Annotated in this window: 26 protein-coding genes; 23 read left to right on the top strand and 3 right to left on the bottom strand. The window is 38.1% G+C overall.

The annotated features are described in order from the left end of the window. Positions 1–11 precede the first annotated feature (11 nt). The 3 genes from DW949_RS02460 to DW949_RS02470 form a co-directional block, all read right to left on the bottom strand. Complete coding sequence (locus tag DW949_RS02460) at positions 12–1,094, bottom strand: site-specific integrase (protein WP_118021702.1); 1,083 nt, start codon at positions 1,092–1,094, stop codon at positions 12–14. 614 nt (positions 1,095–1,708) lie between these two features. Continuing rightward, complete coding sequence (locus DW949_RS02465) at positions 1,709–1,960, bottom strand: hypothetical protein (RefSeq protein ID WP_118021703.1); 252 nt, start codon at positions 1,958–1,960, stop codon at positions 1,709–1,711. An 84-nt stretch (positions 1,961–2,044) separates the two neighbouring features. Beyond that, positions 2,045–2,203, bottom strand: a complete 159-nt coding sequence (locus DW949_RS02470) for a ribbon-helix-helix protein, CopG family (RefSeq protein ID WP_118021704.1) — start codon at positions 2,201–2,203, stop codon at positions 2,045–2,047. A gap of 491 nt (positions 2,204–2,694) precedes the next feature. Between DW949_RS02470 and DW949_RS02480 the strand changes: the two genes are divergently transcribed. From DW949_RS02480 to DW949_RS02600, 23 genes are all read left to right on the top strand, one after another. Next, positions 2,695–3,138, top strand: coding sequence for a RadC family protein (locus tag DW949_RS02480; RefSeq protein ID WP_118021706.1), 444 nt, complete (start codon positions 2,695–2,697; stop codon positions 3,136–3,138). A gap of 10 nt (positions 3,139–3,148) precedes the next feature. After that, a complete protein-coding gene (locus tag DW949_RS02485) occupies positions 3,149–3,397 on the top strand; it encodes a hypothetical protein (protein ID WP_147349040.1) in 249 nt (82 codons plus the stop codon). Further along, positions 3,390–3,614, top strand: coding sequence for a hypothetical protein (locus DW949_RS02490; protein WP_118021708.1), 225 nt, complete (start codon positions 3,390–3,392; stop codon positions 3,612–3,614). The genes DW949_RS02485 and DW949_RS02490 overlap by 8 nt, the downstream gene beginning before the upstream one ends. Before the next feature lie 84 nt (positions 3,615–3,698). Further along, positions 3,699–4,283, top strand: a complete 585-nt coding sequence (locus DW949_RS02495; RefSeq protein ID WP_118021709.1) for a hypothetical protein — start codon at positions 3,699–3,701, stop codon at positions 4,281–4,283. A gap of 484 nt (positions 4,284–4,767) precedes the next feature. Further along, the gene (locus DW949_RS02505) at positions 4,768–7,308 is read left to right on the top strand and encodes a DNA-directed RNA polymerase (protein WP_118021711.1); all 2,541 of its coding nucleotides are present in this window, start codon (positions 4,768–4,770) and stop codon (positions 7,306–7,308) included. A 249-nt stretch (positions 7,309–7,557) separates the two neighbouring features. After that, positions 7,558–7,989 (top strand): DUF3310 domain-containing protein, encoded by a 432-nt coding sequence (locus DW949_RS02510; RefSeq protein ID WP_118021712.1) that lies wholly within the window; start codon positions 7,558–7,560, stop codon positions 7,987–7,989. Further along, on the top strand, positions 7,986–8,471 hold the full coding sequence (locus tag DW949_RS02515; RefSeq protein WP_118021713.1) for a dUTP diphosphatase: 486 nt from the start codon (positions 7,986–7,988) through the stop codon (positions 8,469–8,471). Before DW949_RS02510 ends, DW949_RS02515 begins: the two co-directional genes overlap by 4 nt. Beyond that, positions 8,468–9,010, top strand: coding sequence for a hypothetical protein (locus DW949_RS02520; protein WP_118021714.1), 543 nt, complete (start codon positions 8,468–8,470; stop codon positions 9,008–9,010). Before DW949_RS02515 ends, DW949_RS02520 begins: the two co-directional genes overlap by 4 nt. 14 nt (positions 9,011–9,024) lie before the next feature. Further along, positions 9,025–9,486 carry an endonuclease I gene (locus tag DW949_RS13920; RefSeq protein ID WP_370448708.1) on the top strand — a complete coding sequence of 154 codons (462 nt, stop codon included), beginning with the start codon at positions 9,025–9,027 and terminating at the stop codon, positions 9,484–9,486. 3 nt (positions 9,487–9,489) lie between these two features. Beyond that, positions 9,490–9,837, top strand: a complete 348-nt coding sequence (locus DW949_RS02530) for a hypothetical protein (RefSeq protein WP_118021716.1) — start codon at positions 9,490–9,492, stop codon at positions 9,835–9,837. Further along, complete coding sequence (locus tag DW949_RS02535; RefSeq protein WP_118021717.1) at positions 9,830–11,422, top strand: DnaB-like helicase C-terminal domain-containing protein; 1,593 nt, start codon at positions 9,830–9,832, stop codon at positions 11,420–11,422. Before DW949_RS02530 ends, DW949_RS02535 begins: the two co-directional genes overlap by 8 nt. Beyond that, a complete protein-coding gene (locus DW949_RS02540; protein ID WP_118021718.1) occupies positions 11,400–11,870 on the top strand; it encodes a 4Fe-4S cluster-binding domain-containing protein in 471 nt (156 codons plus the stop codon). Before DW949_RS02535 ends, DW949_RS02540 begins: the two co-directional genes overlap by 23 nt. Before the next feature lie 266 nt (positions 11,871–12,136). Then, positions 12,137–13,900, top strand: coding sequence for an anaerobic ribonucleoside-triphosphate reductase (gene nrdD / locus DW949_RS02550; RefSeq protein ID WP_118021720.1), 1,764 nt, complete (start codon positions 12,137–12,139; stop codon positions 13,898–13,900). Between the two features lie 14 nt (positions 13,901–13,914). Continuing rightward, a complete protein-coding gene (locus DW949_RS02555; RefSeq protein WP_118021721.1) occupies positions 13,915–14,112 on the top strand; it encodes a hypothetical protein in 198 nt (65 codons plus the stop codon). A 15-nt stretch (positions 14,113–14,127) separates the two neighbouring features. Further along, positions 14,128–15,975, top strand: coding sequence for a DNA polymerase (locus DW949_RS02560; protein ID WP_118021722.1), 1,848 nt, complete (start codon positions 14,128–14,130; stop codon positions 15,973–15,975). Between the two features lie 21 nt (positions 15,976–15,996). Beyond that, complete coding sequence (locus tag DW949_RS02565; protein WP_118021723.1) at positions 15,997–16,692, top strand: hypothetical protein; 696 nt, start codon at positions 15,997–15,999, stop codon at positions 16,690–16,692. Continuing rightward, complete coding sequence (locus DW949_RS13605) at positions 16,692–16,841, top strand: hypothetical protein (protein ID WP_158570617.1); 150 nt, start codon at positions 16,692–16,694, stop codon at positions 16,839–16,841. Before DW949_RS02565 ends, DW949_RS13605 begins: the two co-directional genes overlap by 1 nt. 20 nt (positions 16,842–16,861) lie before the next feature. Next, a complete protein-coding gene (locus DW949_RS02570) occupies positions 16,862–17,443 on the top strand; it encodes an FAD-dependent thymidylate synthase (RefSeq protein ID WP_118021724.1) in 582 nt (193 codons plus the stop codon). After that, positions 17,440–18,195, top strand: a complete 756-nt coding sequence (locus tag DW949_RS02575) for a hypothetical protein (RefSeq protein WP_118021725.1) — start codon at positions 17,440–17,442, stop codon at positions 18,193–18,195. The genes DW949_RS02570 and DW949_RS02575 overlap by 4 nt, the downstream gene beginning before the upstream one ends. 116 nt (positions 18,196–18,311) lie before the next feature. Beyond that, positions 18,312–18,653 carry a hypothetical protein gene (locus DW949_RS02580; protein WP_147349041.1) on the top strand — a complete coding sequence of 114 codons (342 nt, stop codon included), beginning with the start codon at positions 18,312–18,314 and terminating at the stop codon, positions 18,651–18,653. Between the two features lie 185 nt (positions 18,654–18,838). Continuing rightward, positions 18,839–19,144, top strand: coding sequence for a hypothetical protein (locus DW949_RS02590; RefSeq protein ID WP_118021728.1), 306 nt, complete (start codon positions 18,839–18,841; stop codon positions 19,142–19,144). Between the two features lie 3 nt (positions 19,145–19,147). Then, positions 19,148–20,671, top strand: a complete 1,524-nt coding sequence (locus DW949_RS02595; RefSeq protein ID WP_233539466.1) for a portal protein — start codon at positions 19,148–19,150, stop codon at positions 20,669–20,671. Next, on the top strand, positions 20,664–21,401 hold the full coding sequence (locus DW949_RS02600; RefSeq protein ID WP_158570618.1) for a hypothetical protein: 738 nt from the start codon (positions 20,664–20,666) through the stop codon (positions 21,399–21,401). The genes DW949_RS02595 and DW949_RS02600 overlap by 8 nt, the downstream gene beginning before the upstream one ends. The last annotated feature ends 10 nt before the right edge of the window (positions 21,402–21,411 follow it).

Below are 21,411 nucleotides of genomic sequence, written 5' to 3' on the forward strand. Positions count from 1 at the left end.
ACTTTTGTGTCTCACGGGTAACTCCATGTAACTCGGTTGTCTGTAGAGTGTGTGTAGTACTTCAAAGTAGTTTCTACACTACTATGACCCATTAGTTTACTCACTCTCATAACATCCACATGTTTCTCAGTTATGAGTAGGGTAGCAAAAGTATGTCTCATGTCGTACAGGTGGTGTCCTCTACCCAGTACGGCATGGGTATACTTTTTGAATCGCATATTTACATTATCAATACTCATGTAACCATATTGGCTCTTGAAGGAATAGAAGATATTATCCTTTGGGAGCCTTTTTATATTACTTACTAACCACTTACCATATTGCCTTTTGTCTATCGGTACTATCCTATAACTACTATCCTGTGTCTTCATGCCATCCTGTAGTTTTCCTCTGAATCCCAGGGATTTGTTGAAGTTTACACAGTTTTCTGTAACGTCTTCTTTGGTAAGCGCAAGTATTTCCTGTGGACGTGCCCCAGTTATCATACCGATTACTATGTATATTTGGTAGACTAGGGGAAGCTTAGTAGACAAAGTTTTTTTATCTAGCAGCTTACTGACTTCCTCACTGGAGAATGTACGTATGTGTCTTTTGGGTTTACCCTTGATGGTCCTTATGGCACCTCTGCTTGTCATTGGATTATTATCAAGGTATCCCTCGTATACCGCGGTTTCCAGTATAGCTTTGAAGTTCTTTCTCCATCGTGACAGGGTAGAAGTAGCGTAGCCATGGGAAGCCAGACCTAGGAAATACCTATTGATATCCTGTGTAGTCAGATCATAAAACTTTGTCTTAGCCAACTTACTGCCTACTACATGTTTGTTATAGAAATGCTTGATACCATTTAAGGTAGACTCACGATACACATTTTCCTTCAGTTCTATGTAGTGTTCCCAATATTCTTCTACGGTAGTTGGAGTGAAGTACTTTATGTCTGTTCCTCGTACCTTATCGAAAAACTGCTCAACTTCCTGTCGGGTATCACACGTTTTACTAACTCGCTTACCATTACCGATGCGTATAGCACCTTTGAATTTTCCATTTGGTGTTCTTGTTATAGACCCAGTACCTTTTTCTCTTCTTATTCTTTTCATATATCACCTTTCTTCCCTAGATACTTTTAGTTGTTCCCTCTATGGGTAGGATAGCATAAGGTGACATAGTATTCCAGATGAAAATTGGAGAAAAATTTGTGATACTAGATTGATTGAGATCTCCTCAGATTTTCCCCCGTGTACCCCCTGGACAACAATATAAAATAAAATAAACTTAATTATATACTATTATATGTCTGAACAGAAACACATAAGGTCTCACGGTATCCCTGATAATATCAAGGTTTACACGGTATCCAGTGTCTATCTATTGCTTTTATTTATGATACACACGGAGCCGTTGTATTGATGTTATCAGTTTTTTTAATTAGTTGAATGAGTCAACTATATGGATACTCAAGGATATATGATGGAAACATTAAGATATATGAATGAATGTTCATGTGATATTAAAAATTGCTCTATAAAATATCTGTCTATATACATCAGAAATATTTATAAGATACATCAATGTTACTTATAAGATACATTGGAAATACTTATAATATACATATTCCAGGCATGGGGTATACTTATGATGAGATACATGACTTATGGTCTATAGCATATTGCTATTAATCTAGATCCACTAAGGAAGCATAAATAATATTGAATTATTCTTTTTTATGATACATATAGGACATAAGGAAAAATAACAATATCATACACAGTATTACTATACCCCATATCAAATTATAATTTATATCGCTCTGGTATTGATTGGGTATTTCTGTTTTTGTCGTTGTTTTCGTTTTTGGAGAATCCTTAACTTTTTGGTTCTCTGTATCATTGGCTGGCGTAATCATCGGTTTGCTATTTTGCATTGCTTTATCCACGCCACCAAAAGAAGGTATCTTTTGACTCATTCGCTGTACCTGCCTTTCTTTACTTTTGTCTATATTATATCAAAAAGGGAAACCATTTGTGTATGCTTTTGGTTTCCCTTTTTATTACTGTTTGTTTGTATTCTGTTGTATGTATTTTTCTATCCACTGCCTGATTAATTCGCTACCATTAACAGCCTTACTTTTGCAAATTTGTTGAAATTTATCTCTTGTATCTTTTTCTAACCTTATGTTTATTCTCACTTCTTTTGTCTTTTCTATCATATTTAACACCTTCCTTTTTTATATTATATCATGCTTCACATGTTATTACAAATTTAAAAAATGTGTTGACATGTGAGAACATGTATGATATGATGTAGCCATCAAAAAGAAGTGAGTACACGGATTCACATGATTAAATTTGTGAGTACATAGACGCACTTGTAATCAAGAAAGGTAGGTAATTACTATGACACAGAGAATCACGGAAAAATTTTTAGATAACATGATTAAAAACATCAATAACAGAACCGGCAGAAAGTACTTCTTAGAATATGCATACGGTGGGGTAAAACTGGTGCATACATACGAAAACGGTGGGTACACAGATGAAAGTTATAGAATGACAAAACGGGAAATGTATTATGTCCTGGATGCTTTACAGCACTTCATCAATCATAATTAGTGGATTTTACAGGGGCCTTAGTTTTCTAAGGCACTCGATAAAGGCCACTATAAGCCTTTAGGCAGTTAGGTAGAAAGGAAGTAATATCATGACAAGAATTAGCTTTTATCACGTTGAAGTAGTTAAGGAAGAAAGTCACAACTATAACATTAGCAGAGATATGTCTAGCCCTAAAAACGTTGCAATTTTCTTAGCTAACATTCTTAGGATAAATAAAAGTCCTGTAGAAAATTTTGGAGTATTAGTACTTGATGTACACAACAATTTAATAGCCAGTCACATACTAACAAAAGGAACATTGAACGCTACCATGGCTAAGGCAAGAGAAGTTTTTCAAGTAGCCTTATTGCATAACGGATGCAGTGTAATTTTGTTTCACAATCATCCTTCTGGGGATGCTACACCTTCTAAGGATGATATAGAAGTTACAGATGCAATTGAAAAGGCAGGAGAAATATTAGAAATTCCTGTACTCGATCATGTAGTTATTGGAGATACATATTATAGTTTTGCAAATAATGGCCTTATATAGGGTAGTTATCATGACAAATGAAAGAGAAATATTAACAAGAATAGAAAATACATGCGAATACATTAAAAGATATTTAAATATCTCCTTATGTATCAAAAAACGTGCCCATGGGTATGTTATCCAGTATATGGATGATACCTGGGAAGATATATCAAGAGGAATGACATTACAGGCTGCAGAAGAGGAAATTTTTGGTATATCTAATTTATGTCTAGTAGCTAATAAAATTCATAAGAAAGTGGTGCAAAACAATGACTAACAAAGAATTAGCAAGAAAAATATACGATACGGGGTGTAATGAAACAACTACAGGAAACTGGGTTTTTCACATAAGCGAGTTAGATGGCAGGACGCCAGAAGAATGTATGTATATCCTGTTAGATGAGTATAGAGAAGACATTTTAGACATAACGTGTACAGATACAGAACTGGATATCATTTTCGCATTAGCTGTTTGTCCTTATTTTCAAGAGTGAATTTAACAGAGTACCTTAGATAACTAAGGTATTCGATTAAGTCCACTAGTGACTTATCACATGTAACCAGAAAGGATGATACATATGTTAGCACAGGAAATTTTAAAAGTATTAGCACTCGATATGACTGAAAAAGAAAAAGTAGAAAAAATCCAAAAACTATGCACCGATGATATTTATGTACACACATGTAGCAAGCCTGTAGGCAATCGGTTCAAATTCATACAGAAAGAGTGTAAGAAGGCTAAAAGACCTTGCTTAACAAAGGTACACAGATCGGAAAAATATGGCCTAGTCTGGACCGATGCTTATGTATTGTGCACGTTTAGAGATGATACATTTCCAACTGAGTTATTAGCAACAGAAAAGGAAAAACTAAATGTAGACAATGTTTTAAAGAGTGTAGGCAATGATAAAGCCAATGCAAGTGTTGAATACAAGGACGTAAAAGCACGGCTTGCTTGTCTACCGACGAAAAAAGAAAAAGAAGCAGACATAATCGCAATAGGGGATTCGGTTTTCAAGACTTGCTTAGTTGACAAAGTTTTCAAATTTTATGGCCTGGACAAACTGAATTTACATACAAAAAATAGCTGTGTTGCATACGGTTATACAGAAAATGGTGATGCATTCTTAATTTGTCCGATGAAAAAGGAAGGTGAAAAATAATGAAATATTACTATGCAGAGTATTGCCCTTATGGCATACACATATCCTATGACTCTTTAAATGGAAATGCATTTGAATTCTATGCATTCCGATCTAAAAAAGAGCGTGAACGTTGGCTGGATGAAAACGAATGGGACAGGTGGTCGGCTACGTTGGTAGCACAGGCAACAACACGGAAAACAGTTGAACGAATGCTAGGTAAGAATTTCGATGTAGATAAAAATTACAGAGGTGAGCTTGTATGCATTCGTGGCATAAGGTAGAAGGATATGCATACTACATCATACTTTGTCTCTTATGCATGTTGTGTGAATACCTAGATAAAAACTTAATATAGTTAAGCTAAAAATAGCGTGTACTTAGAAATTTTTAAGTCACTCTAAGTACACGCTATTTTTATATATAAAAGCATGAACAAACGTTCTGTTAATTGTCCCACATAGTAGAGAGAAAGAATTTTGTCCCATCGAAAGGAAGGTAGAATATGTACACATTAGAGCAACAGATAGAAGTAGAGAAGCTGTACAAAACATTAGCTGAAGACAAAGAATTTAATTTCCTTACAAAAGCTAAACAAAATGATGAGTATGCAGATACTAAAATAGGTAAAGGAATTATTAAGATAGTACTCGATAACTATATGTCTAATATTGAAAAGAATGTTTTAGAAACTGTTATAAATAAGAAAAAAGGTATACAGCCTAGTTATTCTAAAATATTGAAAAATTATATTGTATATTATAAAAATAACCTGAATGATTTTTATATGACACTGGCGGTGCAAACTTTGAAGGTAGTTATCAATAGTGTAGTGGCCCAACAGTTTTTATTGTCTAATATATCTAAAAAAATTAGTGATGAATTACATGATGAAGTAGAGTTACATGCTTTCATGACTACAGTAGAAAATGCAGATAAACGCTATAGCAAGGAAATGAATAAAAGAGTAGGCAGACACTTTAAAAAACAGTTTATCTTCCATGCATATCAGGGTAACGATTTCAAATTTGCAGAGTATTCCTTAAAAGATATGGTATCTCTAGGAATGCATTTGATAGAATTGTTAGTAGAAACTACAGATTATTTTTATATAGACAACAGCCAATCTGTAGAAAAGAAAATAGCAGAGTTAAGACCTACAGAAATATTTCTACAAGCACTCCAAAATAGTGAAGATAATTCTCTAGCAAGAGTAGTAAAATATGTACCTACTATCATACAGCCTAAATCATGGAATGGTATGTTTGAAGGGGGTTATTATTCATATAACTCTGTATTCATGCGGTATCATCCATATATCCATAATACTAAGACACTAAAAAGATACCTGGCACGGCTTAATGAATTAGACTTAGCACCTATCTATAGTGCGGTGAATAGGATCCAGAACACTGCCTATCATATCAATAGTTATATGCTTAATGTAGTAGGTACTATATTGGAAAGCGGTGGAAATAGGGCCGGTATACCCCAGATGAAACCATATGAAAAACTTCCGGCTTTTCCGTATGGAGACAAAGAGATAGAAGAGTCTGAGGAATTGCAAGTGCTATTTAAAGAACATAAGAAGAAAATGATAACTATGATACACAAGGAAAATCAGAGACAAGGAAAGGCGCTAAGGTGCACTATGGTGTACAAATTAGCTAAAGATTTTAGCAGATTCGAGACAATATATTTCCCAATGAATATTGATTTTCGCGGGCGTATATATCCCATTCCTACGGGTCTTAATCCACAAGGGGATGATATGACAAAAGGTTTACTGGAATATGCTTTTCCTAAAGCTGTGTCTAGTGAAGATTCCTTGCAATGGCTTATGATTCATGGTGCAGGTTTGGCAGGTCATGATAAAATTTGTCTGGATGAACGTATCCAATGGGTACAGGATAACAAAGATAACATTGTAAATAGTGTCGATAATCCCATAGGGTACACATGGTGGCAAGAGCAGGATAAACCTTTCCAGTTCCTAGCGTGGAGCAGAGAATACGTCAATGCCTTAGCTTATATGTCTGCACACAATGGCTCTTTAATAGGGTTCGAGTGTCATTGTGTAATAGCATATGACGGTACCTGCTCTGGACTTCAGCATTACTCTGCATTACTGAGAGATCCTGTTGGTGGCAGTGCGGTAAATCTGGTGGACCATGATAAGCCTAGTGATATTTATCAGGAAGTAGCAAATAAAGTTCTGATATCAGTAGAGAATAATTCTCACAACGGCACTATAGAAGATACAGACAGAAAAGGAAATAAGATGCCTGGTACAAAAGCAATAGCGGAAGCATGGCTTGCACATGGTATTACACGGAAAGTTTGTAAACGCCCTGTAATGACACTAGCCTATGGATCTGGGCAATATGGTTTTGGGGACCAGATTTTTGAAGATACGACAAAAGACAATCCCTTCTTTAATGGTGTAGGTGACTTCAGGGCAGCTAGATATATGGCCAGTAAGGTATGGGATGCAGTACAGACAACTGTAGTTTCTGCTACACAGGGCATGTCTTTCTTGAAAAACCTAGCTAATGAACTAGCGTCTGACAACATGCCTGTCGAATGGATTACGCCATTAGGATTACCCGTACAACAGATGTATCTTGACTTACATACGGAATGCTTCAGGTTGCGGTTTGGTGGTGCCAGTGTGCGCTATCGTATATATGTTACAGAGCCGAAGGAAGGGGAAGACACAGACAAAAAGAAGCAGGTGTCTGGTGTTGCTCCTAACTTCATTCACTCCCTAGATGCTACTCACTTGATGATGTCTGTTAATGCTTGTGAAAATGTGTCTAACTTCACTACAGTCCATGATTCATTTGGTACGTCATTAGGTGAAGCAGAGGAGCTGAGAGAAGTTATTAGACAGCAAATGGTTAAACTGTATAGTGAAAATGAGCCACTAAAAGATTTTAAAGCTCACGCGGAAGAATTGCTAGGCAAACATATTGATATAGATTTACCTCAAAAAGGCACATTAGATATCAATTCTATTTTGTCTAGCAAATTTGTATTTCACTGAGTAAGAACATAGAGTTTTGCAGAAGTGCGCACAGAGTAGAAGCATAGGTTTAGACAAAAGTCAAGACTTCTGCTTCTACTTTTTAATTGTCCCACATATACTGAAAATCTTATTGTCCCACATAGTAGAGAGAAGGGAAAGGAATGCCTTAGGTATACTTAAGTATTACTTAGTTACTTTCTTGGTTACTTACTTAGTAGTTAGTTAGTAGTATTCCTAAGGAATACTAGGAAGGAGCAGAGAAGAAAAATGTATAGCATAGGAGATTATGTAGTTATTCATGATGTACCCATATCTTATGTCTCGTCTGCATATAATGGTCTGGTAGCGCAGGTTGTGGACAGCAAGCCAGTGGACAACGTGTATTATGTCACAGTTTGCGGATATGAAGAGAGAGGTTCTTTTGAAGTAGAAGAGAATTATTTGTCATTATACGAGGATGATGAGGAGGAGGAAGATTGCTACCACGACTCCCACTACAGAAACAGTGTCTTGGAACCTATTCTGATAATGCAGAGCATGTTCACACATGAAGAGTTCATAGGATTTCTCAAGGGAAACATTCTGAAATACAGATTACGCCTGGGACATAAAGACGATATCCAAAAGGAAATGGACAAGATACAGAGATACGAACAGTGGTTAGCAGAAGCAGAGGAGGGCAAGGGGATTACGGTATGATTTATAAAATTGGATTTCATAAATTACGAGAGGATGTTGAGTTACCACAGATTCAGACGGAGGGTTCAGCAGGTGCAGACTTAGTAGTACCAGATGATACCTATATTCCACCTTTTCATAGTGTAGGTCATGGGACGCTTGTGCCTTTAGGGTTCTCTTTGGATATCCCTAAAGGAATGCAGGTACACATTATGCTACGGTCAAGTGTAGGGCTGAATACTCCATTACGGTTATCTAATGGTGTTGGTTTGATTGACTCAGATTACAAAGGCGAAATTTGTCTGCTATTAGATAATTTGTCTAAAAATACTGTTTTCATCAAAAGTGGGACTCGAATGGCACAAATGGTACCTTTCTGCAGTGCGAAGTGGGAATTTTCTTCTATTGTCCCACATAGTAGAGAGAAGAGGGATAAAATCCCAATCCAGAAAAGAACAGGTGGGTTCGGTTCCACCAACAGAAAAAGGAGCGATAACGAATGAAAATCAAAGGGAAAGCATTTTGGGCAAAAGTAAGGACACCAGAAACATATCAGGGAAATCCTGTAGGATACTCTGTACAGGTTGAAATGCCTGAGGAAAATCTTCAGCGTATGAAAGACTACTTTACTGACAAATGCAAAAATGAACAGTTTACAGACAAACGTTGTGATGGTGAAATCACACTGCCCATCAAGGTTGATGAAACCACAGGTAGAAAAACGGTAAAGGTAAAGACTAAACACTTCTATGTCGAAAAAGCTACAGGCAAGCAGGTTAATAAGGTAATCCCTATTTACAACGAATATGGTGAAATTATTCCGGAGGATGTACTTATTGGGAACGGCTCTGATGTAGAAGTAGCCTGTAACTGCAAATTCTTCTATGATTCTGCTAAGAAGTGGGGCGTACGGCTCTACTTACAGAGCATGATGGTCACTAATCTTGTCAAATACAGTACAGACGGTTCAGATGAATTCGAGTTTAAGAAACGTCCTGAAGGGGAAGAAGCAGACGTGCAGGAAGATGAGGTGGATTTCTAATACGAATTGGTGGCATACATAAGAATAAACGTGGTACACGTTCAAAGTATGAAGAGACACTTTTACAGAATCTAAAAGACAGAAGTGTCTCTTTTGCATATGAGCAGTATTCTTTGAAGTACACAGTGGAACATACATATACACCTGATTTTGTACTACCTAACGGCATTATTGTAGAAGCCAAAGATGGTGAAGGTGGGTATGCTCATGTTGGCAAAAGCTCATACTACAGGGGTTCTCTGGATTCCGCAGCCAGAGGGAAGATGTTGCGTATCAAGAAGCTGTATCCGAACTTAGATATACGCTTTGTCTTCCGAACAGATCAGACACTGCATAGTCTGGGGAAAAAATGTAGTACATGGTGTAAAGAACATGGTTTCAAGTATCACATAGGTGACTCCATACCAGACAGTTGGCTGAAAGAAGAGCCTAAGGATACAGAAGGATTACTACTGAAAAAGAGAAAGGAGAAATAGTTATTGTTAAAGTTTAGAGACAGAGAAGACACAGAATTTGTACGTGTCTATTGGCATGATTTAAATGGTCTGTCTGTCCCTGGACTGCTTAAGGAGATTAGGAGAACTAAGGGTGACTTTACTGCTCCATATCACATGATTATTACTAAGGATGGTACGATTCATCATATTAGAAATCTGGAAGCGGTTGCAGGGTATGAACTGGCAGACAATGAGTTTGGAGTGCACATCTTAGTTGATTCCATTAGTAGAGATTTAATGACTAGAGTACAGCGGTTATCTCTGGAGGATGTTCTAAATGATATCAATGTAAAATATCCAGATATACCTGAAGAAAACTATTATGAATGATAATGTTCCTATTAAAACGCATTTACCGTGTCCGGATTGTGGTTCTCATGATGCATTAACAGAGTATTCAGATGGGCACACATATTGTTTCTCATGTCAGACAGTCAGGAATACTTTAGCGCGTGAAAGTAAATTGATTGACATAAACTCTTTGTCTTTCTCACCACTAAAAAAGCGCGGTATTATGACAAACACATGTGAGAAATATCATTATTACACAGGATATCACAACGGGAAACCTGTTCACGTAGCTTGCTATTATGACGACACAGGGGAGCTGATAGGTCAGAAAGTACGCTATCCAGATAAGACGTTTGAGACAATCGGAAAGATTTCTAAAAGGTTTTTCGGACAGGAGCTGTTCTCTGGCAGGGGAAAGTTAGTTATCACTGAAGGTGAAATTGACTGTCTTACTGTCTCACAGCTGCAGGGAAATAAGTATCCAGTTGTGTCTATCCCAACAGGTGTTGTGTCTGCTAAAAAAGTGATAACGCATAACATGGAGTGGCTTTCACAGTTCGATGAAATCATTCTGATGTTCGATATGGATGAGCCGGGGAGAAAGGCCGTAAAAGAATGTGCAGGCCTTCTCAAAGGCATTAAGGTAGCTAATTTACCTATGAAAGATCCTAACGAATGTCTGTTAAATGACAAAGGTCAAGCTGTGATAAATGCTATATGGAATGCGAAACCATACAGGCCGGATGGAATAGTTAATGGTGCTGAACTATGGGATATTGTAGATAGTGAGGAAGACACAAAAGGGTACAGTTATCCTTGGGATATTCCATTAAATGACATGACACTCGGTATGCGAAAAGGCGAACTGGTAGTGATTACCGCAGGGACAGGCGTAGGTAAAACTACATTTGTCAGACAACTTATGTATGAATTAGGTGTCAATCAGGGCAGAAAGATAGGCTGTATGATGCTAGAAGAAAATATTAAGCGTACAGCAATCGGCCTTATGTCTATCCATACAGGTAATAGATTGCACTTAAATAGACATGCAATATCGGAAGAAGAATATCATAAAGCATTCGATGAGACACTGGGTACAGGTCACTATGTCTTATACAATCATTTTGGTTCACTCGATGGTGACAACTTACTCAACAAAATACGATACCTGGCTATCTCAGAAGAGTGTGATTTCATAGTTTTAGATCATGTGTCTATAGCTGTTTCGGGGCTTGAAGGAGATAATGAGCGGAAACTCATAGACTATCTTATGACACAAATGAGGAGCATAGTAGAAGAAACTGGTGTAGGTATGTTGGTTATCAGTCACTTAAGGCGACCAGATACATCGCAACAATCTCATGAGGAAGGCGGAATAACGTCTTTGTCTCAGTTAAGAGGTTCTCATGCAATTTCTCAGTTATCAGACATAGTTATTGGCTTGGAGAGAAACCAACAGGATGAGGATGAACATACGAAAAACACCATAAAAATACGGGTTCTTAAGAATCGGTTCAGTGGCGATACTGGAATAGCCGGATACCTAGAGTACAGTAAGAAGACAGATAGATTAGAAGTAAAAGGAAAGAGGGAGAATAATAATGATGATGAAGCAGAGTTTTAAGGTCCCTGTTCATGATTATGGGATTACATTAACAGAAATTCCAGATGAAATCACTCTGTATTTTAACATTGGGAATTGTGAGTGCCATTGTAAAGGTTGTCATAGTGATTTTCTGTGGGATACACATTTGAATACACCGATGAAAACGGTAGATGAAATTTTGTCTATTGTCAAGAAATACAAAGATGATGTAACAGCTATTGTGTTCATGGGTGGTAATCGGAATGGCATGGATTTTGAAGAATTTGCAGACAAAGTGTTGAAGCCTGTGTCTGAATTTATGGATGTTGGTATCTACATGGGAGCTTGGGATGCTAATGATTTATTCGTTGCGTCTCAATATTGCCGATGGATTAAAGTAGGCTGCTATAAAGAGGATTACGGTGGATTAGATTCTCCAGCTACCAATCAGCTGTTTTTTGAAGTACAAAATTATAAATTCTTATAGGTGGTAACAATGACGTTCACATTACATGTTATTAAAGGTTGTGCATACTGTGATGCTATTTTGTCTTTATATCCATCATTGGTAAAGAGATATCCCAAGTTATATTTCAATATGAAATGTGATGAAAGTGCAAATGAGGGTATAGTATATCCATATATTGAAGCATATCATCTTGATGTTGACGGTGTGTATAGAGACAAAAAAGATTCCATGCTATACATCAATGATGTTGTAGATTTTGTAGAAAGGAGTCTTAATAGAGGTAAATGATTTTGAACTTAACTCCTGATCAGATACAGGGGAAGATTGATTATATTAAGAAGTATTCACAAGCGTCCAATAGTGCTGATGGTTCATTAGTTGATAGTAATGCTAATGTAGACACAAAAAACATAGGCATTCTGGAAGCGGAACTGTATAAGCCAGAGACGATTCAGATTAATAGAGAGATTGTGAAGCAAAAGTTAGACAGCATGTTTCCTGGACTAGGAGCACAGTATATCAAGGACATAGAAAGTCACTTTATTTATATCCATGATGAAACGTCCTTGCGTCCCTACTGTGCTTCTATTACCTTGTTTCCTTTCCTGCTAAATGGTACTAAACCTCTGGGTGGGACAAGCAAAGCACCAAAGAACCTGCATAGTTTTTGTGGATCATTCATTAATCTTGTCTATCAGGTAGCGTCTGGTTTTGCAGGTGCTGTGGCTACTGTCGAATTTCTGCTATATTTTGATTATTTTGCGAGAAAGACATATGGCAGTGCTTACATAACTACTAACAAGAAAGAGGTAGAGCAGGCCCTACAGGGTGTCGTATATGCCTTGAATCAGCCTGCTAGTGCGCGGGGAAATCAGAGCGTGTTCTGGAATATCTCTGTATTAGACAAGCATTATTTTGAGCACCTATTTGGTACATTTCATTTCCCGGATGGTTCAAAGGCTATGTATTATGGCTCATTCCATGATTTGCAGGAGCTTTTTATGGAGTGGTTTAGGAAAGAGAGGGAGAAAGAGCTACTGACATATCCCGTTTTAACAGCTTCTATGCTTATCGACGATGAGGGAGTTCCTGTAGACACAGAATTTGCAGAGATGTGTGCTGAGAAAATGTCCAAAGGTCTGAGCTTCTTTGTCTATGAATCACAAAGTGTTGACTCACTTGCTTCCTGTTGTCGATTGCGCAACGAACTGTCTGACAATACGTTTAGCTATACACTGGGAGCAGGCGGGGTATCTACAGGTTCCATACAGGTTATTACACTGAACATGAACAGACTCGTACAACAGAAAGACCATACTGTATCTGACATTGTAAAACGTGTTCATAAGTACCTTTTGGCGCACAGGGCAGTGATTGAAGACTACATGAATAGTGGTTTGTTGCCCGCGTATACAGCTGGGTTTATTAATCTGGACAAGCAGTTTCTTACCGTTGGTATCAATGGCATGTTGGAAGCTTCTGAGTTTCTGCATGGTAAACCAGACATAGATTTCTATAGAGATACATTGAAGACTATCTACTTGTTGAATAAAGAGGATGGCCAAAGATACAAAGTTAAATATAATACGGAGTTTGTCCCTGCCGAAAATTTAGGTGTGAAGAATGCGAAGTGGGACAAAGAAGATGGCTTAGTGGTTCCTAGAGACTGCTATAATTCCTATTTCTTTCCTGTAGAGAGCAGTGAGTACAGCATTATAGACAAACTTGATATGCATGGTTCACGTACTACAGCGTTTCTTGACGGGGGAGCAGCTTGTCATCTTAATTTGGCGCAGTTATTGACTGAGAAACAGGCGTATCAACTAATGTGTCTTGCAGGTAAGAAGGGCGTTAATTACTGGACATTTAACTGCTTAATGACAATTTGTGACGATTGTGGATATATCGATGTGAACACGGAAAGGCAGTGCACGAAATGTGGAAGTACCAATGTTGGTTATGCCACTCGTGTCATTGGCTATCTCAAACGTATTGATAGTTTTTCCACAGCACGTCAGAAGGAAGCTTTTAAACGACATTATACTTAAGAAAGGAGGACCTAATGATTCTATTAAAATTTCTGATGCGATTGGAAGAGTTTTACCGGAAACAGGCCTATAAGTGCCAGGTGCGGCGTGTTCAGTATGGTCAGCAGATTATGGAAAAACTGAATTACTCTCTGATTAAACTAAGAGAAGAAACTAAACGTGCAGAAGACAAAATTAAAGAGAAGATTGAGGATGTAAAGCTGTATATGTGATGGAGGTTGTAGGATATGTTGTTTTTTGATATTGAAACGGATGGACTATTAGAAGATTTAACTAAAATCCATTGCATGTGTATTAAAGACACTTCTACAGACACGATGTATCGGTATACTCCAGAAAACATAGAAGACGGTATAAAAAAGCTGATGGTGGCAGGTGAAACGATATGTGGTCACAATGTAATCGCATTCGACTTACCTGCCATTAAGAAGCTATACCCATGGTTCACTGTTTGTAAAGACAAAGTTATTGATACTCTTGTCTACGCTCGTCTGGTGTTTTCTGAAGTCAACTATATTGATAACAAACTGACAAGAATAGGTGTCTTACCAAAACGCTTGTATGGTTCACACTCTCTAAAAGCATATGGATATCGTTTGGGAGTACTTAAAGGTACTTACTGTGAGACAGAAGATGCCTGGGCAATTTTCACTCCAGAAATGTTGGACTATAACGAACAAGACGTTGTTGTAACAGAAGCTTTGTATAAGAAATGCAGTAAGAAAACTACTACGGAACAGGCTTTGTCTTTGGAACATAAGGCTCAGTGGTTGATGGTAAGGATGGAGAACAATGGATTTACGTTCGATAAAGAAAAGGCGATAGAGCTTATGTCTACATTACAGAATAAACAGATTGAAGTACTGAATCAGTTAGCCCATATGGTTCCACGTATACCCGACAAAGTTTTCATCCCTAAAAGAGATAACAAAAGCAAGGGATATAAAGCAGGCATTCCTATTCAGCGATATAAAGAATTCAATCCTAATAGCAGACAGCAGGTTCTATGGATCATGAAAGATTACTACAAATATCCTTTCAGTAATCCGGATATGCATACTGAGGACGGGAAGATACAGCTGAATGAAGAAACCTTTAAATTAATAGTAAAAGACACAGAAGCACCAGAAGAAGTTCGTAAACTTGCTGAGCTATTTCAAGAAAACTTCTTATTGACTAAGCGACTAGGACAACTGATTGATGGGAAAAACGGTTGGCTGAAACTCGTAAGTGAAGATGGGAAAATACACGGACATGTTAATCCTAATGGAGCTATTACAGGCAGAGCCACACACCGTAAACCTAATATTGCTCAAGTACCACATGTTGGCACAGAGTATGGTAAGGAGTGCAGAGAACTGTTTACCGTACCCGAAGGATGGTATCAGGTCGGTATAGATGCGTGTGGACTGGAACTACGGTGTCTATCTCACTACATGTATCCTTTTGACAATGGTGAATATGCTAACGAATGCGTCAATGGTGATATTCATACGAAAAACCAGATAGCCGCAGGATTGCCAGAGAGAAATATGGCGAAGACGTTTATATATGGTTTTTTATATGGGGCAGGTGATGCAAAGATTGGACAGATTGTAGGTGGTACAGCAGAGCATGGAGCAGAACTACGGAAGAAGTTCTTAAAGGAAACTCCTGCTATAAAGAAATTACAGAGTTATGTAAAAAATCTTTTGTCTGAATATGATGTAGGACTCAGACAAAGGAAATGGAAAACACGATATTTGAAGGGACTTGATGGTCGATTGCTTTATACTCGGTCTATCCATAGTGCCCTTAATCTACTATTACAGTCAGCAGGTGCTATTGTCTGTAAATACTGGATTGTACGAACTGAAGAACGCTTATTGAACCTGGGATTAGACCATGGTAAAGATTTTCAGCTCATGGCATGGGTGCACGATGAACAACAGATAGCGTGTCGTAATAAAGACATTGCTAAGATTGTAGTAAGGGAAGCACAGGAAGCTATGAGGGATACACAAAAATACTATAACTTTAAGTGTCAGTTAGATACGGAAGGTATCATAGGGCACAATTGGTACGAATGTCATTGATGAGAAGGAGACAGGACTATTATGAAATTTGAAGAAGCAAAGATTGGTATGGAAGTAATTTGGAATGGAAGTACTAAAATGAAAGGGACAATTACCATTATCGACACGCAGGATAAAAGTGTACTGGTTGTATCGGATGACAAATTTTTTAAATTGTGGTTTTTTGATGACAGTGAGAATCCAACGTTTGATTTAAAAACTTTAAAACCCTATAATAGCATTCAGCTTACCAAAAAGCCACCTAAGTTTGACATAGATCTAATAGATAGTAAAGAGTTTCAATCTTATGTTGAGACTGTTATTGCTAAGTATGAGAAAGAGTTTTTACCTGAGGGGACATGCCTTACACATGTGTCTATTCGCAAAGATGGAGAAATCGTAGTGAAGGACAACAGTGGGAAGACAGGGATTTCAAAATGCCATCCTGATGATGCTTTTAATATCGAAGTGGGATTACAGTTAGCTATGAAGCGATTGGCAGAAAGGCTCCCTTTCATTCCTAAAGATGGGGAAGAATATTACTCAATCTTACCTACTTCAGGAACGGTGTATAGCAGTGTTTATTATGGGGGTATATTTAGTGATGCCTTCAACAAGGCCATGGGTAATTGCTTCCGCACAGAAAAGGTAGCAAAAGAGAACAAAGACAAAATAATGGCTCGATATGAAAATATCTTAAAATTAGCTGAACTGAATGCTGTAGGAGATAAAGGATAATGAAATATTGTGCTCATGTGAAATATAAATTAGATGAGTATGTTCTCATTGAAGCTGATTCAGAAGAAGAAGCATATGACAAAATAGAAGATGTAATACATCCGTTTGCTGAGGATATCGAGGTTATATCAATATACAGAGAGAAATAAAATAAAAGGGGGTATGCGCGTTGCCTAAAGTAGAACTAATTGCTATTACGCCTAACTATATTCAGTTAATTCAGCGAGCTATGGGAGAATGCTATCAGCGCCCTGTAGGAGAAAAGACGGTAAAGAAAGCTATTCAAGCAGGGCATTTGTCTGTACTTGAACATTGTTCAGCAACGTTTGAGATTCAGTGCTCTATTTCTGTGTTGCTACAACTGACCAGACACAGACATTTTTCCTTTACAGTACAGAGTTCTAGGGGATGCGAACTTACACACTTTCACAAGACTGGCATTGAGTTTTTAGATAGTCTGCTGATAGAGCATATGGCTGATTATAAGTATGCTGTAGAAGATGGTTGTAAGAATAAAGAAGATGCTGCTTACTTACTGCCTAAAGCCGCTGAATATAAATTACTTATTACAGGAAACTTCAGGGCATGGTATGAGTATTTGCCTAAGCGGATGTGCAAGAGAGCACAGAAGGAACATAGACAAATGGCAGAACAGATTCAGAAACTGTTAGCAAAGTCAGCACCAGAGATTTTTGATAGAGATTTTATGAATTGCGATAGATGCACTGAAAAGAGTTGTTCGTTCTCATGATGAATCTTATTTTTGATGCTGACATGTTACTTTTTATCTCTCTCCTGGAATGTGAAAAAGCTGTTCATTGGAGCAATGATATCTGGACCTTGCACTGTGATATGAGAGAAGCATGTGTCTATTATGATAACTTTGTTACTGATCTTACGGAAAAAGTATTAAATCATTATAAATATGATGGAGACTATAAGCTGTTCATGTGTCTTACTGATAAAGAACATGATAATTTCCGTAATGTAGAAGTTTTTGCTGACTATAAAGCGAATAGGAGGAGCAAGCGTAGACCTGTGTGTTTCAATCCGATGCGTGAATGGATTCGTGATAACTATATTAGCTACATGGAACCACATCTAGAAGCGGATGACTGTGCAGGTCTTTTGACACGTGAAGTTGACGGTGATTACATTCTTATTTCGGGAGACAAAGATTTTCGCTCTATACCGGGTAAATTCTATGATTTCATGAGAGACAAATATTTCCAGACAACAGATGAGGATGCAGCCAAATTTCATCTATATCAAACTATTTTAGGGGATTCAACAGATAATTACAAAGGTGCTCCGGGATTTGGTGAAGTGAAAGCAAAACGCATTCTAGATGAACTGGGGTACACATGGGAAACGGTGGTAAAAGCATATCAAGGAAATGAACAGGAAGCACTGAAAAACGCAAGGTTAGCATATATCTTGCACAAGGCAGGTGATTATGATTGGAAAACAGGGAGTATAAAGCTCTGGGAACCCGATTCGTAGTTTCCTATGGTAGTCAGGATACCGAACTTGTCTATAGTGTTTACGAACGTTTATGGGAGTTACGGAAAGGACACAAGGTAATCGAGCCACTCGCGGACAAAGACAGAGTATTCAAAATGGTTACTGAACTGAACAGGTATGGTCAACTTGCCTATTTTTATTACAAAGACACCCTTGTTGGTGTAGTGGCCTTTAATATCAATCCGGATTTTGTCTGGTGGGGATATATGGTTAAGGCTGTGGAAGAAGTCTTTGTCCTGAGCATGTCTGATGATTATGCAGGGTTCGGCAGAGTGGCGGCTCAGTTTTTAAAAGATTTGTGCAAGGAAAATCAATGTGACTTAGTGTTTGCAGGGGCGTTTCTGGGTTCTAACAATAGCTATAAAAAGGTTAAGGGGTATTCTGAGGAGTACCCCACTTACGTTTGTCTTAGAAAGGATTGTGATGCTGTTGAATGAAGAATTACGGTATCTAGTGTCTGCACAATTAATCGCAAATTTACGGGAGACATTTACACCTAACTATTTCCTTAACGCTAATAAAAAGTTTACTGCTGAGTATCAGTTAGGTTTTATGGACGGTATATGTTCCCTTATTAATTATTTAGAAAACAGTATTGATGGGAAAGGAGAATGATTTACGTATGAGTGGTGGAATTGGTAGGGCACTGAAGAAGGTAGTGTCTGCACCATTTAAAGTTGTTGGGAAGGTTCTTGGTGTTGGTGGTGGCGGTTCACAGACTGTAAAGGTACAGACACCGGAAGTTACAGGAGCACAGATACAGGCGAGTACGCAGGCTCAGGCTCCAGAAGCACCTGTATTAGGAACTGAAAATACCACATTAGATTCCAATGGCAAGAAGAAGAAAAAAGGTAAAGCAGGGCTTCTCATATCTAAAGACAACGGTTCTGGCGGCAACAGTGGTGGTTACACAGGGCTGAATATCTAAGATATGGCGGATATTACGACACAGGAAATGCAGGAGCAGGGAGCAAAGAAGACATATGAACGATTAAAGTCGGACAGACAGCCTTATGTTGATCGTGCTGTTGATTGTGCAAAGGTCACTATTCCTGCATTGTTCCCTAAAGAAAATGATGATAAATCTACGAAATATGAGACACCATATCAATCGGTAGGAGCAAGAGGTGTCAATAACCTTGCGTCTAAGTTGATTCTTGCACTCATGCCGCCGAACTCGCCTTTCTTCAGATTAGGTATGTCTGATGAAGTATTAGCTGAGTATATGAATAATGGGCAGGAAGACACAAAAGCGCAGGTTGAACAGGCTCTGATGATGATTGAGAACAGAGTGATGAAGTACATAGAGTCTAATCAGATACGTGTTACGGTCCTGGAAAGTATTAAACAGCTGATTGTTGCCGGAAATGCCTTGCTGTTTCTTCCACCTGCTGAGGGCGGTATCAAACTGTACAAACTGATGGACTATGTAATACAAAGAGATGGATTGGGCAATGTCGTGCAGATTGTTACATTAGATAGAGTAGCGTATGCAACACTTGATGAAACCATACAAAACCTTATTAAGACAGACAAGAAACCAGAAGACCTTATAAATGTATATACACATGTGTGCAGAAGTGGTGATAACTATTTGTCTTATCAAGAGGTGGATGAACAGGTAATTCAAGGAAGTGAACAGACTTATCCCATAGCTAAGACACCTTATATTCCTATTCGTATGGTTAAGATGGATGGTGAATCTTATGGCAGGTCCTTCTGTGAAGAATACTTAGGTGATTTAAACTCTTTGGAAAATTTGTCTAAAGCCATGTTCAAACTGTCAACTATAGCAGCTAATATCTACTTCCTTGTAAATCCCAACGGTGTAACAAGGGTTAAGAAATTGGAAAATGCTACCAGTGGTGATTTTGTTGCAGGTCGTAAGGAAGATGTGGAAGTTCTTCAGTTGGACAAATATTATGACTTCAATATGACAAAGGCGCAGGCCGATGCTATAGAAAATCGGTTATCTTTTGCGTTCCTTTTGTCTTCTGTAGTACAGCGGAATGCTGAACGAGTTACCGCTGAAGAAGTTCGAACAGTAGCGTCTGAACTTGAAGATACTCTCGGTGGAGTTTATTCTATTTTGTCTCAAGAGCTTCAATTGCCGTTGGTACGGCGTATCCTTAATCAGTTACAGAGTACAGGTGAAGTTCCGAATTTACCAGAAGGGACAGTAGAGCCTACTATTACTACTGGTCTTGAAGCACTGGGAAGAGGGCATGATCTTGAAAAATATGCTACTGTATTGAATCTTATTTCACAGATACCAGGAGCGCAGGAAATGATTAACTGGAATGTCATGCTTCTTAACTTATTTACTGGTGTTGGTGTAGAGACAGAAGGTTTGATTAAGACACAGCAACAGATAGAGGAAGAACAGCAAATGGCTATGGGGCAAGAAGTGGCAATGCAAGCAGTAAAGGAAGGTGGTGATGAAACTAATGGCTGATGAATTAACTAATGTAGAAACTACTCCCGCAGTGGAAAACAATGATGTAGAAATTAAGACAAATCAGAATATTACTATTGAAGCACAAGGGGATACTCATGAATCTACGACTACTACGAATGAGGAGCAGACGAATGAACCTACTGGGCAGGATGTAGATGCGAATGTACAGCAACGTATTGATGCTCAGACACAGGCAAATACAGATCTTAAAAATGATTTGTCTAACAAAGGTGTCGATTGGAATGTTCTTGAAAAGGAATATACAGATAATGGTGAGCTGTCCAAAGAATCCTTGGAAGCATTAGAAAAGGCCGGATACCCTAAGAGCGTAGTAGATGCATACATCAATGGTATGGAAGCTGAGTATGAACGGCTTGCTATGCATGTTGTAGAAAGTGTAGGTGGTGCAGAACAATTTACTAAATTACAGAATTTTGCAAAGATACAGAATGCAGACTATCAGAAAATGTGGAATGACACGATGAATAGTGGCAATGTGTTAGCAATTAAGACGATGCTGTCTGGTATCCAGTCTGCCATGATTGCAGTTCAGGGTACACAGAAAAGTACTATTATGGGAAGTGGTTCTTCTGGGGCAGGCAACGGAAACGCAGGATTCACTTCTAGACAGGACATGATTAAAGCTATGTCTGACCCTCGGTACGGTAAAGACAAAGCCTATACTCATGAAGTTGAACAAAAGGTTATTAATTCTAAATTATTTTAAACAAAAGGAG

The sequence above is a fragment of the Megasphaera sp. AM44-1BH genome (assembly GCF_003467125.1).
In the GTDB taxonomy this organism is placed as follows: domain Bacteria; phylum Bacillota; class Negativicutes; order Veillonellales; family Megasphaeraceae; genus Megasphaera.

Bases quoted from the DNA above. Each gene is read 5' to 3' on its own strand.
- DW949_RS02535 (WP_118021717.1), top strand. From the start codon at position 9,830: ATGAATGATAATGTTCCTATTAAAACGCATTTACCGTGTCCGGATTGT.
- DW949_RS02575 (WP_118021725.1), top strand. From the start codon at position 17,440: ATGATGAATCTTATTTTTGATGCTGACATGTTACTTTTTATCTCTCTC.
- DW949_RS02595 (WP_233539466.1), top strand. From the start codon at position 19,148: ATGGCGGATATTACGACACAGGAAATGCAGGAGCAGGGAGCAAAGAAG.
- DW949_RS13605 (WP_158570617.1), top strand. From the start codon at position 16,692: ATGAAATATTGTGCTCATGTGAAATATAAATTAGATGAGTATGTTCTC.
- DW949_RS02510 (WP_118021712.1), top strand. From the start codon at position 7,558: ATGTATAGCATAGGAGATTATGTAGTTATTCATGATGTACCCATATCT.
- DW949_RS02495 (WP_118021709.1), top strand. From the start codon at position 3,699: ATGTTAGCACAGGAAATTTTAAAAGTATTAGCACTCGATATGACTGAA.
- DW949_RS02490 (WP_118021708.1), top strand. From the start codon at position 3,390: ATGACTAACAAAGAATTAGCAAGAAAAATATACGATACGGGGTGTAAT.
- DW949_RS02505 (WP_118021711.1), top strand. From the start codon at position 4,768: ATGTACACATTAGAGCAACAGATAGAAGTAGAGAAGCTGTACAAAACA.
- DW949_RS02470 (WP_118021704.1), bottom strand. From the start codon at position 2,203: ATGATAGAAAAGACAAAAGAAGTGAGAATAAACATAAGGTTAGAAAAA.
- nrdD (WP_118021720.1), top strand. From the start codon at position 12,137: ATGATTTTGAACTTAACTCCTGATCAGATACAGGGGAAGATTGATTAT.
- DW949_RS02600 (WP_158570618.1), top strand. From the start codon at position 20,664: ATGGCTGATGAATTAACTAATGTAGAAACTACTCCCGCAGTGGAAAAC.
- DW949_RS02560 (WP_118021722.1), top strand. From the start codon at position 14,128: ATGTTGTTTTTTGATATTGAAACGGATGGACTATTAGAAGATTTAACT.
- DW949_RS02520 (WP_118021714.1), top strand. From the start codon at position 8,468: ATGAAAATCAAAGGGAAAGCATTTTGGGCAAAAGTAAGGACACCAGAA.
- DW949_RS02515 (WP_118021713.1), top strand. From the start codon at position 7,986: ATGATTTATAAAATTGGATTTCATAAATTACGAGAGGATGTTGAGTTA.
- DW949_RS02555 (WP_118021721.1), top strand. From the start codon at position 13,915: ATGATTCTATTAAAATTTCTGATGCGATTGGAAGAGTTTTACCGGAAA.
- DW949_RS02540 (WP_118021718.1), top strand. From the start codon at position 11,400: ATGATGATGAAGCAGAGTTTTAAGGTCCCTGTTCATGATTATGGGATT.
- DW949_RS02480 (WP_118021706.1), top strand. From the start codon at position 2,695: ATGACAAGAATTAGCTTTTATCACGTTGAAGTAGTTAAGGAAGAAAGT.
- DW949_RS02485 (WP_147349040.1), top strand. From the start codon at position 3,149: ATGACAAATGAAAGAGAAATATTAACAAGAATAGAAAATACATGCGAA.
- DW949_RS02565 (WP_118021723.1), top strand. From the start codon at position 15,997: ATGAAATTTGAAGAAGCAAAGATTGGTATGGAAGTAATTTGGAATGGA.
- DW949_RS02580 (WP_147349041.1), top strand. From the start codon at position 18,312: ATGGTTACTGAACTGAACAGGTATGGTCAACTTGCCTATTTTTATTAC.
- DW949_RS02465 (WP_118021703.1), bottom strand. From the start codon at position 1,960: ATGAGTCAAAAGATACCTTCTTTTGGTGGCGTGGATAAAGCAATGCAA.
- DW949_RS02460 (WP_118021702.1), bottom strand. From the start codon at position 1,094: ATGAAAAGAATAAGAAGAGAAAAAGGTACTGGGTCTATAACAAGAACA.
- DW949_RS02590 (WP_118021728.1), top strand. From the start codon at position 18,839: ATGAGTGGTGGAATTGGTAGGGCACTGAAGAAGGTAGTGTCTGCACCA.